The sequence below is a fragment of the Pseudomonadota bacterium genome (assembly GCA_039196715.1).
Lineage (GTDB): Bacteria > Pseudomonadota > Gammaproteobacteria > CALCKW01 > CALCKW01 > CALCKW01.
Genome location: JBCCUP010000013.1, coordinates 23,362 through 38,363 on the forward strand (window position 1 = coordinate 23,362; position 15,002 = coordinate 38,363).

General features: G+C 66.0%; 12 protein-coding genes. 3 read left to right on the forward strand and 9 right to left on the reverse strand.

Annotation, left to right across the window (positions count from 1 at the left end; genetic code table 11):
- Positions 1 to 5: 5 nt before the first annotated feature.
- Positions 6 to 1,280 (reverse strand): fumarylacetoacetase, encoded by a 1,275-nt coding sequence (gene fahA / locus AAGA11_06875; GenBank protein ID MEM9602567.1) that lies wholly within the window; start codon positions 1,278 to 1,280, stop codon positions 6 to 8.
- 10 nt (positions 1,281 to 1,290) lie between these two features.
- Positions 1,291 to 2,637, reverse strand: coding sequence for a homogentisate 1,2-dioxygenase (gene hmgA, locus AAGA11_06880; GenBank protein ID MEM9602568.1), 1,347 nt, complete (start codon positions 2,635 to 2,637; stop codon positions 1,291 to 1,293).
- 75 nt (positions 2,638 to 2,712) lie between these two features.
- Here hmgA and AAGA11_06885 point away from each other — a divergent pair, with 75 nt between their 5' ends.
- Positions 2,713 to 3,186 carry a MarR family winged helix-turn-helix transcriptional regulator gene (locus AAGA11_06885; GenBank protein MEM9602569.1) on the forward strand — a complete coding sequence of 158 codons (474 nt, stop codon included), beginning with the start codon at positions 2,713 to 2,715 and terminating at the stop codon, positions 3,184 to 3,186.
- On the opposite strand, the gene AAGA11_06890 is transcribed toward AAGA11_06885, so the two are convergent.
- From AAGA11_06890 to AAGA11_06900, 3 genes are all read right to left on the reverse strand, one after another.
- Positions 3,176 to 5,089 (reverse strand): nitrate- and nitrite sensing domain-containing protein, encoded by a 1,914-nt coding sequence (locus AAGA11_06890; GenBank protein MEM9602570.1) that lies wholly within the window; start codon positions 5,087 to 5,089, stop codon positions 3,176 to 3,178. The genes AAGA11_06885 and AAGA11_06890 overlap by 11 nt on opposite strands.
- Before the next feature lie 263 nt (positions 5,090 to 5,352).
- Positions 5,353 to 7,278, reverse strand: coding sequence for a nitrate- and nitrite sensing domain-containing protein (locus tag AAGA11_06895; protein ID MEM9602571.1), 1,926 nt, complete (start codon positions 7,276 to 7,278; stop codon positions 5,353 to 5,355).
- Between the two features lie 345 nt (positions 7,279 to 7,623).
- Complete coding sequence (locus AAGA11_06900; GenBank protein MEM9602572.1) at positions 7,624 to 8,169, reverse strand: winged helix-turn-helix transcriptional regulator; 546 nt, start codon at positions 8,167 to 8,169, stop codon at positions 7,624 to 7,626.
- 43 nt (positions 8,170 to 8,212) lie between these two features.
- Between AAGA11_06900 and AAGA11_06905 the strand changes: the two genes are divergently transcribed.
- The gene (locus AAGA11_06905; GenBank protein ID MEM9602573.1) at positions 8,213 to 8,584 is read left to right on the forward strand and encodes a VOC family protein; all 372 of its coding nucleotides are present in this window, start codon (positions 8,213 to 8,215) and stop codon (positions 8,582 to 8,584) included.
- Positions 8,585 to 8,615: 31 nt separating this feature from the next.
- Here AAGA11_06905 and AAGA11_06910 read toward each other — a convergent pair whose 3' ends face one another.
- Complete coding sequence (locus AAGA11_06910) at positions 8,616 to 9,074, reverse strand: Lrp/AsnC family transcriptional regulator (GenBank protein ID MEM9602574.1); 459 nt, start codon at positions 9,072 to 9,074, stop codon at positions 8,616 to 8,618.
- Positions 9,071 to 10,306: an aminotransferase class V-fold PLP-dependent enzyme gene (locus tag AAGA11_06915; protein ID MEM9602575.1), complete on the reverse strand. Its 1,236-nt coding sequence runs from the start codon at positions 10,304 to 10,306 to the stop codon at positions 9,071 to 9,073. Before AAGA11_06915 ends, AAGA11_06910 begins: the two co-directional genes overlap by 4 nt.
- Positions 10,307 to 10,376: 70 nt before the next feature.
- Between AAGA11_06915 and AAGA11_06920 the strand changes: the two genes are divergently transcribed.
- Positions 10,377 to 11,330, forward strand: coding sequence for a formylglycine-generating enzyme family protein (locus AAGA11_06920; GenBank protein ID MEM9602576.1), 954 nt, complete (start codon positions 10,377 to 10,379; stop codon positions 11,328 to 11,330).
- Between the two features lie 19 nt (positions 11,331 to 11,349).
- Here AAGA11_06920 and AAGA11_06925 read toward each other — a convergent pair whose 3' ends face one another.
- Positions 11,350 to 13,539, reverse strand: coding sequence for an OsmC domain/YcaO domain-containing protein (locus AAGA11_06925; GenBank protein MEM9602577.1), 2,190 nt, complete (start codon positions 13,537 to 13,539; stop codon positions 11,350 to 11,352).
- A gap of 216 nt (positions 13,540 to 13,755) precedes the next feature.
- A complete protein-coding gene (locus AAGA11_06930; protein MEM9602578.1) occupies positions 13,756 to 15,000 on the reverse strand; it encodes a YbiU family protein in 1,245 nt (414 codons plus the stop codon).
- Positions 15,001 to 15,002: the final 2 nt, after the last annotated feature.

A 15,002-nucleotide genomic window follows, 5' to 3' on the forward strand; every position in this document is an offset into this window, starting at 1 on the left:
CGGTCTCAGACGAAGCGGTCAGCGACCGCCGGCAGGACCGTGCCTGTACACTCGCCGAAGCCGACGGTGACGCCGTCACCACGCGCCTCACCACGCAGGCAGACCGTGTCGCCGTCTTCGAGAAACGATCGAGTCGCGCCGCAGTCGAGGGTGAGGGGCTCCTGACCGCCCCAGGCGAGCTCGAGCAAGCTGCCGCAGTTGTGCCGCTCGGGGCCTGAGATGGTGCCGGACCCGAGCAGGTCGCCTGGGCGCATCGCACACCCGCCCACCGCGTGGTGCGCCAACTGCTGCGCTGACGCGAAATACATGCGCTTGTAGTTGGTGCGGGTCACCCGCGTCGCGGTGCCGCTGCACACCGGCGTGTAATCCACCGACAAGTCGATGTCGTACAACAGCGCACCCTCGTCACGCAGGTACGGCAGCAGCGGCTTGTCGCGCGGTGGGGTCGCTACGCGAAACGGCTCCAGCGCCGCGCGCGTGACAATCCACGGGCTGATGCTGGTGGCGAACGCCTTGGCCTGAAACGGACCGAGCGGCTGATATTCCCAGGCTTGTATATCGCGCGCCGACCAGTCGTTGAGCAACACGTAGCCGAAGATCATCGCGTCCGCCTCGGCCACCGAGACCGGCCGCCCAAGCGGGTTGCCCGTTCCCACCACCGCGCCCAGCTCGAGCTCGAAGTCGAGCCGACGACTGGGCCCGAACACCGGGTCGGGCTCACCCGCGGGCTTGCGTTGCCCGAGCGGGCGGTGGACGTTGGTGCCCGACACCACCACACTCGATGCGCGCCCGTTGTAGCCGATCGGTATGTGCAACCAATTGGCCGAGAGTGCGTTTTCGGCGCCGCGCAGCAGGGTGCCGACGTTGGTCGCCTGGTCGCGCCCGGCGTAGAAATCGGTGTACTCGGTGACCTCGAACGGCAGGTGCAACCGGACGTGCGCCAACGGGTGGAAGACGCGCTGCCGGAGCGCCGGGTCTTCGGCCAGCACGCGGTCTCCGTCGGCGGCGAGCAACGTTTGCAGGCGGTCGCGAAGGTGTTGCCACACGCTCGCACCGGCCGCCATGAACGCGTTCCAGCTGGGCTCGGCGAAGAGTGCAGCATCAAGCTTCACAACGCCGGCGGCCACCAGGGCCCCGACATCGATCGCCTGGTCGCCCAGCGCCACACCGCAGCGCGGTGCGCCGTCCGGAGGCGAGAACACCCCACACGGCAGGTTGTTGACCGGGAAGGGGCCATCGGGTGCGTTAGCCGCGTCGAGCCAGCTCGGGATCAGGGTCATGCGTCGCGACTCACTTCAGGCCCGGAGACCCGTCGAACTTTTTCTCAAGCCCGGCCCAACACGCGGCATAGTCGTCCTGCAGCGGGGCCTCGGTGGCGGCAAAGCGCGTCAGCTGCTGCGGAAACCGCGTCTCGAACATGAACGCCAGGGTGTTCTCCAGTTTGACAGGATCCCAAGGTGAACGCGAGGCCTTCTCGAAGGCGTCGGCGTCCGGGCCGTGCGGCAACATGCAATTATGCAAGCTGATACCACCGGGCACGAAGCCCTGCGGCTTCGCGTCGTACTCACCGTACACGTTGCCCATCAACTCGGACATCACGTTGCGGTGGTACCACGGCGGCCGAAAGGTGTCTTCCTGCGGCAACCAGCGCGGCGGGAAGATCACGAAATCGATGTTGGCGGTGCCCTCCTCGGCCGTCGGCGCGGTGAGCACGGTGAAGATCGACGGGTCCGGGTGGTCGAAGGCGATCGCGCCGACCGGCGAGAAGGTGCGCAAGTCGTATTTGTACGGCGCGTAATTTCCGTGCCACGCCACCACGTCCAGCGGTGAGTGGCCGATCTCGGTGTCGTGAAACTGACCACACCACTTCATCGTGACCCGGTGCGGGCGGTCGTTGTCCTCGTAGCGCGCGACCGGTGTCTTGAAGTCGCGCGGGTTGGCCAGGCAGTTGGCGCCGATCGGGCCGCGCCCGGGCAGCGTGAACGGCGACCCGTAGTTCTCGCACACAAAGCCGCGCGCCTCGCCGTCGAGCACCGCCACGCGGAAAGTGACACCGCGCGGGATCACGGCGATCTCGAGGGGGCCCACGGTGATTCGCCCGAACTCGGTGTCGAGCTGAAGACGGCCGAGCTGCGGCACGATCAGCATCTCGCCGTCGGCGTTGATCAGGCAGGAATCGACCATGTCCTGGTTGGCGAGGTAGACGTGGCTCGCCATGCCGGTGTGCACGCCGACATCACCCGCGGTGGTCATGGTGCGCATGCCGGTCACAAAGGTGAGGGTTTCATCGGCCGGGAACGGCAGCGGATCCCAACGGTACTGACCGAGCGAGATCACGTCGGGGTGCACGTTCGGCGCGCTGCACCAGTGCGGCAACACGCGCTTGGTGAAGCGCGCGACATGCGTGACTGAGGGGCGGATGCGGTACAGCCAACTGCGCTCGTTCTTACCACGCGGCGCGGTGAACGGCGACCCGGAGAGTTGCTCGGCATAGAGGCCGTAGTTGCACCGCTGCGGCGAGTTTCGCCCGTTCGGCAACGCGTCCGGCAGTGCCTCGGTTTCAAAGTCGTTGCCGAAGCCCGAGAGGTAGTCGGGGGTGGTGCCGTAGCGGGTGTCGTGCGGTGGCGGTGTGCTCACGGGGTTGTGCCTGCTTGTTCGTTGCAATTGCAACGATGTAGGCTAGCCTAACGCGATCCCGACCCCGGTGCCAGCATGACGGCCTTCGACCTCGACCGCTTTCTACCTTACCGACTGAACCTGCTTGCGCACCGGGCCAGCCGGGGCTTTGCGGCCTACTACCGTGACGCCCACGGTTTGAACAACGCCGAGTGGCGCGTGCTCGCCCACCTCTCCCAGGCGCCGTCGGTCAGCGTGCGCGACATCCAGCACCGCACCGAGCTCGAGAAATCCACGGTGTCACGCGCGGTCACACGCCTCGAGGCGCGCGGTCAGGTGCAAAAAACCGTCGACCCGGACGACCACCGGCTGTGCACGTTGACCCTGACCGCCGACGGCAAACGCCTGATGCGCCGGCTGTCCGCCGCCGCCGCTCGCTACCAGGCGGAGGCGCTCGCGGCCTTGACGCCCGCCCAACACCGCAATCTGGACCAGGTGTTGACGGCCCTCACCGACACAGCGGCACTGGACCATGAACCGCCCGCCCGGGCGCGCCGGGTTACACCTTGAAAAACGCGGTGACGCGGGTGAGCTCGCCCGAACCCTGGCCGAGCGTTTCGCTTGCGGCAGCCACCTCTTCAACGAGAGACGCGTTGCGGCGCGTAAGCTCCTCGATGTCATCGACCATGTTGTCGATGTGCCCGATCTCCTCCGCCTGCGCCTGGCTGGTCTCGGACAACTCGTGCATGAGCGCGCTCACCGCGTGCACCGCTTCCTGCACTTCGGTCAGGGACTTGCGCGCGTTCTGCGCCACCGCCCCGCCTTTCTTGATCTTGCCGACGCTGGTTTCGATGAGCCCGGAAATCTCGCTGGCGGCCGAGCTGCTGCGCTGAGCGAGTTGGCTGACCTCCGCGGCGACCACCGCAAAGCCTTTGCCCATTTCGCCGGCCCGTGCCGCTTCGACCGCCGCATTGAGCGACAAGAGGTTGGTTTGAAACGCGATGTCGTCGATCACCGAGGTGATCGTGATGATGTCCTTGCTCGACGCCTTGATGTCGTCCATCGACCGGTACAGGTCCAACACCATGCCGGTGCACCCGGCGGTCAGTTCGTAGGCTTCGCGCGCCATGCGATCGCCGTCAGCCTGCTTGGCAGCCGATTGCACGACCGATTCTGACACGGCCGTGACCCGGTCGTTGATGGTCTGCACCGCCTGCGCCTGCTCTTGCGTGCGTTGACTCAGGTTCTGGTTGCCCACCGCAATCTCGTTGATGCCGACGTCCAATTCGCGCGAGGTGTTCTGGATGTCGCCGATGACACCAACAAGGTGATCCTTGGTTTCGTTGAGCGAGCTCAGCACCAACCCCACCTCGTCGCGCGATTTCACTTCCGAGCGCTTGGTCAGGTCGCCGCTGCCGAGCCTGCGGGAGGCAGCCAGCGCGTTGCGCACGTTGCCGAGGATTGAGCGCACCAGGAAAGTTGCGAGGAACACCGTGATTGAGACGGCGATCAGCGTCTCGGCGATGATGAAGATGATGAAGTTCCAGGCCTGAGCGGACTTGGTGTCGGCCTTGGCGTACATGTCAAGTTGCAAGCGCTCCTCGACAATCCGCAGCTTGTCGAGTTTCTGCGTTTGCTGGGCGAACACCTCCACCGGGTCGCGTCGGAAGGTGTCGCCTTTCAGGCCTTCGCGGAACACGTTGAGCACGATTTCGCGCGACGCAACGGCCTCCTCGTAGGCCGACGAGGTCAGCACGGTGTTCATCAGTTTGCGCTGGCCTTCCGAGGCGCTGGAGACAAAGTTCTGCAGGTTGGTCGACTGCGACTGTGCGAGTTTGATGATGCGCTCGAAGGTGCCCAAGGTGACGGCCTTCGAGCCGTACACCGACGCGAGCAGCGCGCGCTCGACGCCCGCCGCTTCCTTCACGTTCAGGACCGCGTGGTAGCCCACCGACATGCCCGCGACCTCGCCGATTTCGATGGTCCGCGCCACCGCGCCCACCTGGTTGAGGATCTGTGCGATGAAGTCCGAGTAGAGTTTGATCGCGGCCGGCACGCCCAGCGACTGCAGCGCGACGCGTTTGCGCGTGTTGCCGAGCTCGCGCGCATCGGCCATGAGCTTCTCGATGCCGGCCGACAGCTCGGGCGCCACCTTGCCGCGCACGGTCGCGAGCTCGGCGATCACCTTGTCGGTGCGCCGCTGCTGCTGCTCGAGTTCGCTGTTGAACTTCGCCCCACCGGAACTCAGGAAGCCCGCGGACATGCCGCGCTCTTTCTGCAGTTCGGTGATGGCGTTGCTCATGGCGTCGAAATACGGCGGCAAGGTGCGTATTTCCTCGGCCTCCTCGATGGAGAGAAAGCCGATGTAGAGCTCTTCAACGATGAATATAGCGGAAAGCGCCAGCGGCAGCAGCAGAATGAGCGCGAGCTTTCTACCGAGTGAAAATCGTCCGAGACCGTTCGCAGATTTCATCCTGAAATCCCAGCTTGACGTTGAACGGTTTGTCCTTGCAATCCGAAGGCCCAAAATCACCTGGGTGCTACACCGCCTTGCGAAAAACGCAAAAATACCGTTGCAAGCCGCCGGGTGTCCGGCGCGTGCAGACGACTTCAGGTCGCTTTGGCCGCGCGGGTCTGACGTCAGGCGTGGAATGCCGTACGCCAGAGCACACCGGCTGTCGCCAGGCACAAAAAAAGGCCGGCGTGTTGCCGGCCTCTTTCCGCAGTGCGGTCAGGTCATTTGAGCGCGAAGAACTTGGTGACTTCGCTGAGGCCCGACGAGCTCTGGTTCATCATCTCGCTCGCCGCTGCAACCTCTTCAACCAGCGCGGTGTTCTGCTGCGTGACAGTCTCGATCTCGTGAAGCATGTCGGAGATCTTGCCGATGTCGGTCGCCTGGTCCTGACTGTTCTGTGACAACTCGCGCATCACGTCGCTGACCGAGCGCACCGCGTCCTGCACCTCGTTGAGTGAGTTGCGCGCCGTCTCGGCGAGCTCGCCACCTTTGCTGACCTTGTTGACGCCGGTGTCGATCAACTCGTTGATCTCGCTTGCCGCCGAGCTGCTGCGTTGGGCGAGTTGGCGCACCTCCGCCGCGACCACTGCGAAGCCCTTGCCCTGTTCGCCAGCCCGCGCCGCTTCAACCGCCGCATTCAGCGACAGCAGGTTGGTCTGGAAGGCGATCTCGTCAATCACCGAGGTGATCGTCATGATGTTCTTGCTCGAGTCGCGGATTTCCTGCATCGAGAAATAGAGCTGCTTGACCATCTCGCTGCACTTGGTGGTCAGTTCGAGCGCCTGCTCAGCCATGTTGTCACCCTCGTTCTGACGGCTGGATGAGCTCGACACCATGTCCGAGAGCGTGTGCATCTTCTTGGTGATCTGTTCGAGGTTCACCGCCTGTGCCTGGGTGCGCTCACTCAGGTGCTGGTTGCCGTGAGCAATCTCGTTGACACCGCTGTCGAGCTCGAGCGAGGAGCTCTGAATCTCGCTGATGACGTCGGTCAGGCGCTGCTGCGTCGCGCCGAGTGCGTTCAGCAACTGGCCGATCTCGTCGTCGCTGCCCTGCGGGATGTTGCCGTTGAGCTTGCCTTCGCCGAGATCCTGGGCAAAGCCCACCGCGTCGCGGATGTTCGAAACGATCGCCCGCACCAGGAAGCCGGCCGCAATCACAGTCAACATAAGCACGATCGCGGCACGCACGATCACGAACACCAGGTGTGCCCAGGCGCTGTCCTTGAGGCTGGTGGCCATCTCGACCATGTCTCGGCCGAGCTTGTCCTCAACCTTCTTCAGCTCATCGAGTTTGACGCTCTGCTCGGCAAACACCGACACCGGCTCGCGGTTGAGCGCGTCGAACGACTCTGTGCCCTGCCCGATGCGAAGGATCAACCCGCGCGTGGCCAACGCCGCGGCGTAGCCGCCGGTCGCCTTGACTGCGTCGAGCACCGCGCGCTGGTCCTTGGCGGCAAAGGCGCGGAAGTTGGCCGCGTTCGCGTCCTGCGTCGCCGCCAACTGGATGATGCGTTGCAAGCGGCCCCAAGGCAGCTGCTTGTCGGCAAAGGTGGTGGCGATGAGCGCGCGTTCGATGCCCGCCGCTTCCTTCATGTTCAGCACCGCGTGGAAACCCGACACCTTACTGCCGACCGCACCGGTGTTGGCTTCCTTCGAGACCGCACCAATGCGGTCGAGAATGGTGTTGATGATGCCGGTGTAGTAGCCGAGCGCCTGCTTGCCCGTCATGGTCTGCGCTGCGACCCGCTCGCGGGTGCTGCGTACATCTTCGAGCGAGGCCAGAATCGCCGTGGCGCCCTCGACCACGATTGGCTTTCCGAGGTGTTGGTATTGCTCGTGTACGCTGGCGAGTTTGGCGATCACGCCGTCGCTGCGGGTTTGCGCCTCACGCAGTTCCGAGCCAAACTTGGTGCCCTTGGAGCCGAGAAAGCCCGCGGAGTTTCCGCGCTCTTTTTGCAGCTCGTGCACTACAGCGCTGAACGCCTCGAAATACGGTGGCACGGCGGCGACCGCTTCGGCGTCGCGGATTTCCTTGAGGTTGATCGCGACCTCTTCATAGCTGAGATACGACATTGCCAGCAAGGGGACAAAGAGAATCAAACCAAGCTTTTTTGAGAGCGTCATGTTCTTGAAAAAGAGCATCTTCATAACCACCAGTGTGTAACGAGACGCCCAGACGAGACGCCGCAACGGTTCAGCTTCCTGAGAACGTTGCTATCCATTGAAATCACACTGGGCATCGGCCCCCCACGCCACCGCTGTAGCAGTTGTAAACGAATGTTGATCGAGCGAACGTACATTCGAGACGGGTGGACAGGACGACCGTACGCAACCCAAGCAAATCGGGACGTCGGACTGCACAGCCATATTGCAAGCACTGCACTATGAGCGCGTTCAGATCCCGTGTGCGAGAGCACACACGCCAACTCCAAACAACGTGTGACAACGCCGCGATCGACGGGCGTCCGAGTGTCACGAGGAATTGATTGGTGTTCAGGCTACCGCGGGGAGCCGGTGGAGTTGGCGCACGAGTGGCTCGTGGCTCGGGCGCACGCGGTACAGCACGCTCGGCGGCGCCGTGTGCGTGGACACCTGCCGCGTCACCCACCGCTCGGCCGCGAGGCGACCCAGGCTGGCCGAGAGCGCACGGTCGGTCACCGGCTGGAGTGTGGCCCGCAATTCCCCGAAGCGGCGTTCACGGTCGAGGCAGTGCAGCACGGCGAGGGTCCACTTGCCGCGCAACAGCGCGCGGTCGACGGCTGGGGGCACCGCCGAATCGAGCGTCTCCGCCCACGCGGCCACGCGCGCACCCGCCGGGGTCAACCGGTACGCCGGGCGCAAGGGGTGACCGTAGCCCGGGTTCGCCTCCAGCAGGCCAAGCGACACGAGGTGCTCGACGCTGGCGGTCATCGCCGTGCGACCGCAGCCGGCGGCAGCGGCAAGGGGTGAGGTGCGGGCGACCGTGCCGCGTGCGATCAGCGCCAGGGCCGTCACGGCCCAACTGCGCGCGCACAAATTGACGAGGAATAAAGTGTCCATATAGTATAGTTACTATACTTAATACCGGACCTGGAGAGAAGCCATGCCCACCGTCTCGACGCAGGACACGATCACCCTCGCCGTGTCCGTCACGGACCGCGCGCGCACCGCGGCCTGGTTCACGCAGCATTTCGGCTTCAAAGAAGTGTTTTCGATCGAGGAGGCCGGCTGGACCGAACTTGCGACCAACACACCGGGCGTCACCCTCGGCTTCGGCGACGCCGAGTCGGTGACGCCGAGCAGCACCGTGCCGGTGTTCGGTGTCGCCGACTGCGACGCGGCCCGCAGCGCGCTCGAGGCCGAGGGCGTGCGCTTCGACGGCGAGACCCTCGTGATCCCGGACATGGTCAAGCTCGCGACCTTTTTCGACCCCGACGGCAACCCCTTCATGCTGGCCCAGACGCTGTCGGCGTAGACGAGCGCGCGCCCGCGCGTCTTCAGCGTGGCTAGATGGGCAGCGCGGCGTCGTCCTTGACCTGGTCGAGCACGATCTGGCTGTGCACGCGCGCGACGGCCGGGTGTTGCAACAGGTCATTCTGCAGCACGGCGTTGAAGCGGCCGAGGTCGGCGCAGTACACCCGCAACAGGTAGTCCGCGTCGCCGGTCAAGGCCCAGACCGACACCACCTCGCGCGACGCATGGCAGTGGCTGAGAAAGTCCGCGGCGTGTGCACGGTCGTGGCTCGTGAGCACCACCTGGACAAAGGCCTGCACGCTCAAGCCCGCGCGCGCCGCGTCGACGTGCGCGCGGTAGCCCTGCACCACCCCGTCCGCTTCGAGTGCCTGGCGTCGCCGGCCGGCCTGCGAGCCGGACAGGTGCAGGCTGTCGCCGAGCTGCTGGTTGGTCAGCCGGGCATCGCGCTGCAGGGCGGTCAGCAGCGCCCGGTCGGTGTCGTCGAGGCTCACGCGTGCATCACCGCGTCCAACGCCGCAATCGCCTGATCCACCTCGGCGTCGCTGGTGTAGTGCACAAAGGACAACCGCAAAACGCCCTCGCTCGGGTCCAGGCCGAGCGCCTCGACCGTGCGGTACGAGTAGAAGTGGCCGCCTGCGCACATCACCCCACGCTCCCCGAGCGCGCGCGCCAGCGCCACCGGGTCACGGCCCGGCGTCGCGAGCGACACCGTCGGCGCGCGGCGCGCGGCGTCACCGGGCCCGAGCAGCCGCAGCCCCGGCACGCGGGTGACCGCGTCGAGCAGGCCGCCGAGCAAGCGTGTTTCGGCCGCGTGCAGGAGCGCCCGCACGCGTGCCGGCCGCCCATCGTCGTCCGCCCCGCCGTGGTGTGCGTCAAGCGCATCGAAGTACGCTGCCACACCAGCGGAGGCAGCGACCTGCGCGTGATCCGGCCCGGCGGGCACCAGCCGCTTGCGCGTCTCGCCGGCGTTGAAGAAATGGCTCTGGTTGTCCAGCCGTTCCGCAAACCCGCGCCGCACCGCCATCACCCCCTGGTGTGGGCCGTACACCTTGTAGAGCGAGAACAGGTACACGTCGCAACCCAGTGCGTCGACGTCCGGCAGGCCGTGGCCGGCGTAGGACACGCCGTCGACAACCGTCGCAACCCCCGCCGCGCGGGCGCGGGCGCAAATCGCCGCGACCGGGTTCACGTGCGCGACGATGTTCGAACAGTGCGGGAAACAGAGCAACCGCGTGCGCTCGGTCATCAGGTCGTCGAGCTCCGCCGGGTCGAGCTCCCCGGTCTGGGCATCCACCCGCCACTCCCGCACCACCACCCCGCGCTCGGCCAACCGTCGCCAACTGCCACCGTTGGCCTCGTGGTCCTGGTTGGTGACGATGAGCTCGTCGCCGGGCACGAGCAGGCCGGTCGCCATGGCCCGGGCCAGCACGTAGGTGTTCTGGGTGGTCGATGGGCCGATGTGCACCTCGTCGACGTCGACGTTCAGGTAGCGCGCCAACGCGGTGTAGGCCGCGTCCATCTGCGCCCCGGCCTCCGCTGCCGCGGGAAACGGGTGGTAGGGCTGCACCTTGGTCGCGCAGTAGTAGCGGTGCAGGCGGTCGATCACCTGCCCACAGGCATAGGAACCGCCGGCGTTCTCGAAGTGTGCCTGGCCCTTGAGCGTGGGTTCGGCGAAGGCGGGAAACTGGGCGCGCACGAAGTCGAGGTCAAGCGGGACGGTCACCGTGGCGAGGCTCCGGGAAGGGGGAGCGCCATTGTATGATGCTCGGACACCCGCCGCGCCCGACGACGCCATGAACGGAGACCGCTGCTGCACCCCCGACGCCGCCCGCGGTCCGTCAGAGCACGAACCGTCCACCCGCGTCCCAACCGACACACCCCCGTCGCCGGCCGCTGACGCGACACCGCAAATTGCGGTGTGCGCGATTCCCGGTGGCAACGCTATCGTCGGCACGCACCACCCGGTGATCCAGCTCGACGAAGAGGGCCCGCGCCGCAAGAAGAAGGTCGCGGCCTTTCACATGATGCAGACCGCCGTGACCAACGCGCTGTTCGCCGCCTTCGTGGACGACACCGGTTACCGCACCGAAGCCGAACGCTACGGCTGGTCGTACGTGTTTCACCACCAGGTGGCCGGCGCCGTGGCGGATACGCTGGGCGCCCAGGAAGCCGCCTGGTGGCGACGCGTCGACGGCGCGAGTTGGCGCGCGATCAACGGCCCGGGCACCGAGGCGCAGTGCCTGCCGGACCACCCTGTCGTACACGTGAGCTGGCACGACGCGCAGGCCTTTGCCGACTGGGCGGGCGGGCGCTTGCCCACCGAAGCCGAGTGGGAGCACGCGGCGCGCGGTGGCCACGGCGACATCCCCTTCCCCTGGGGCCACCGCGAGCCGGACGACAACGAGTTTCAGCCTTGCAATATCTGGCAAGGCGATTTCCCGATGCACAACACGGCCCTCGACGGCTACACCGCCACTGCGCCGGCCCGCTCGTACGAGCCGAACGGCTACGGCCTCTACAACATGTGCGGCAACGTCTGGGAGTGGATCGCCGAACCGCTCGTGCTGCGCTCGCTGTCGAAGAAAAAGCGCGACCTCGCCAACAAACCCAAGGGCAGCAAACTGCTCAAGGGCGGCTCGTTTTTGTGCCACAAGAGCTACTGCTTCCGCTACCGCATCGCGGCGCGCACCGGCACCACCCCGGAGACCAGCACGGCCCACCAGGGCTTTCGGCTCGTCTTCTCCTGAACCACCCTGCGCTGCCGTCTCAACGCGTTGTCGCACGCGTGCGTCGGAAGCCGTGCAACTTGCGGTAGCTCTCGAGCAGGCGCAAGTGGCGGTCGAGGCCCGCGAGCGCCATGTCGGTTTCACTCAAACCGTAAAACCGCACCTCGCCCGAGACCGACCCCACGGCGGCCGCGACCGTCTGCTCGCCGTAGAGGCGGCTGAAATTGTCGCGGTAGTCGTCGAGCGCAAGCTCCGCGTCGAGCGTCACGGTCAGCACCGCGTGCAGCGCGTGGAAAAAGCGGTTTCGATCGATCGTGTTGTCGTTGTACTGCAGCAGCGCCTCGAGCGATTCGATCGCGGCGTCGGCGTCGCCGAGCGCCAGGTGGATCAACAGACCCAGCTCGAAGATCGTCAACTGTCCCCAGACGGTGTTCTCGTCGAACTCGACACCGATCAGGGTGCGGATGTCGCTGTACCCGTCGAGCTCGCTGTCTTCGAGTGACGCCACCAGGTCGCGCAAGTCGTCGTCATCCAGGCGGTGCAGGCCGAGGATCGGCTCGCGAAACGCGATCGCCTTGTTGGTGTTGTCCCAGATCAGGTCCTCGACGGGGTACACCTCCGAATAGCCGGGCACCAGGATGCGGCAGGCCGGCACACCGAGGTGGTCGAACACCGCGACGTAGGCATCCTTGCCGAGGCCATCGAGCACCTCGAACAGCTGCGTGCATTCGTCTTCCGTCGAACCAGCAAAATTCCACTCGCAGAACGGGTGGTCGGCGGTTGCACTGAAGAAACGCCAGGACACGACGCCGGTCGAATCGATGAAGTGCTCGACGAAGTTCTCGGGCTCACGCACCGCCTGGCTGTTGAAGGTCGGCCGCGGCACGTCGTTGAGCCCCTCGAAACTGCGCCCTTGCAACAGTTCGGTCAAGCTGCGTTCCAGCGCCACGCCGAACTGCGGGTGCGCGCCGAAGGACGCGAACACGCCACCGGTGCGCGGGTTCAGGAGCGTCACACACATCACCGGGAAGCGGCCACCGAGCGACGCGTCCTTGACCAGCACGGGAAAGCCCTGCGCCTCGAGTGCCGCGATGCCTGCGAGCACATCGGGATAGCGGGTGAGCACCGCCTCGGGCACGTCGGGCAAGGCGAGTTCGTTTTCGATGATCTCGCGCTTGACCGCACGCTCGAATATCTCCGACAGGCCCTGCACCTGTGCCTCGGCGAGCGTGTTGCCGGCACTCATGCCGTTGCTGAGGAACAGGTTCTCGATCAGGTTGCTCGGCACGTAGACGGTCTCACCGTCCGAGCGTCGCCGGTAGGGAATGCAACAGATGCCCCGGTCCGCACGGCCACTGTTGGTGTCGACAAGGTGAGAGCCGCGCAGCTCCCCGTCGGGGTCGAACACCGCACGGCAGTGTGCGTCGAGGATGCCTTCGGGCAGCGCGTCGTCGGCCTCGAGCGGAAACCAGCGCTCCTCCGGGTAGTGCACGAACTCGGCCCCGGCGAGTTCCGGCCCGAAATACTGATCGTTGTAGAAGAAATTGCAGCTCAGGCGCTCGATGAATTCCCCGAGGGCCGAGCACAGTGCACTGTTCCGTGTCGCGCCCTTGCCGTTGGTGAAGCACATGGGCGACGCCGCATCGCGGATGTTGAGCGACCACACGTTGGGCAAGATGTTGCGCCAGGACGACACTTCGATCTTCATGCCGAGCGCCGCGAGCGTGTCGGTCAGGCGCGCGATGGTGTCCTCGAGGGCGGCGTCCTTGCCGGGGATGCGCGTGCGGGTGCCGTCGTCGTCCTGCGACACCAGCAGTGCCTGCGCGTCGGCCGCGTGGGGGTCGGTCGCCTCGATGCGGAAATCGGGGGCCGCCTGCACCACTTTCTTGACCGTGCAGCGGTCCACCGCGCGCAAGATGCCCTGGCGGTCTTTCTCTGACAGGGTGTCCGGCAGCGCAACGTCGATCTGAAAGATCTGGTTGTAGCGGTTCTCGGGGTCGACGATGTTGTTCTGCGACACCCGGATGTCGTCGGTCGGCAGGTCGCGTGCGAGGCAGTAGACGCGGATGAAGTAGGCCGCACACAACGCCGACGACGCGAGAAAGTAGTCAAAGGGGCTCGGCGCCGACCCGTCGCCCTTGTAGCGGATGGGCTGATCGGCCACCACGGTGAAGTCGTCGAATTTCGCCTCGAGCCGAAGGTTGTCGAGGAAGTTGACGGTGATTTCCATGCGGGCGGGTCCGGGGGCCGCACGCAGGGCGCACGCAGCTCAAGGTGAAGGGCACCGACACGCGCGGGCGGCACCCCGTGGGCCCGGAATTATGTCAGCTTTCGGCCCGCCGCTGCCCGCTGCGACGGCGGCCACGCCACCGGGTCGGGTGCCGGGATCGCCGGGTCGCGCCGCCGAGCACAACCCGGCGGCGTTGTCCCTGCCCTGCCCGGTCGATCAGGCGTCGAGCGCGAGCTGTGCCCGACCCAACTCGGTGAGATCCGACTCGGTCGCACGCCCTTCGAAGTTCACCTCATAGTCCTCGGCGGCGAAGTCGGGCGCACTGCGGCCACTCAGGAAACTCGCACTCTGACGCAGGGCGTACGCGCGGTTCTTGCCGCAGGCCGGACTCGCGCCGATGTAGATCACGCTCGCGAAGTCATCGCCGTTGTGTTCGTTGCCGACCGCGTGCACCACATCGGGGTGCCACCAAACGGTGTCGCCGGGCGCGACGGTCTGGATCGGCACGATGCCCGGCATGATGTCGGCGTGCCAGGTGGTGTCCACCCCAAGCGCACGCCCGGGCCGCGCCAGGCAGAGCTCGTCCTCGGGCACGTCATCCTGCAGGGCCCGCAGCAACACGTAGCCGATCGCGTCGACCATCGGCAGCAACTCGAGTGTGCCGTCGCCCGGCCCCTGCTCGGTCAGCGCGGTCCAGCCCTGGAAGGTGCGAAACATGGAACTCACCGCCGGCGAGGAGAATTCGCGCGTCTGGGTGCGGTAGGCTGCGCGCCACGGGTCGTACCGCTCGGCCCGGCCCGCGAAGACGTCGGCGTAGATCTTCTGGAAGGCCGGGTCGACCCAGCGCTCGTAGGAGCCTGCGTCCATGTGCGGTGACAGCCCCAGTGTGGTATCGCCGGGTGCCCGCCGGCGCGTGCGGTCGGCGTAGCTGTAGTCGTGGTTCGGGTCGAACTCCTGGCCCGCCGGTGCGTCGGTGTCCCAGAGCCCGTTGAGGAAGCGTTTGGTCACGGCCATCGACTCGGCCTGACGCGCCTGCACCTGCGGCTTCGACCAGTAGACACCGAAGATCTGCGGCTTGGCGTCCTTGAGGTCGCCGAAGTAGTTGTCGAGCCCGGCTTTCTCTTTCGCCCGTGCCTCGTACTCGTTGGTGGCGAGGTAACTGCCGAGCTCGGCGTTCCAGTCCTCGGCCTGCTTGGTGTCGAACACGCCCCGCACAATGACGCAGCCGTGCGACCGAATGGCAGCAATGTCCTCGTCCGACACGCTGTTCGATCGAATCCGGTCAAACGACACCTCCGGCACCACAGCACCCGTCTTGGCGTGCGTGTCGGTGATGGCATCCACACGGCGGCGTGCCACATCGCGCATCGCCTCGAAATGGGCCTTGACGTTGTTGTTGTTCGTGAGCTCGCGTTTGGCTGCGGCGATGAACGGACCGGGGTTGAAAGGGGTGTCAGACATGG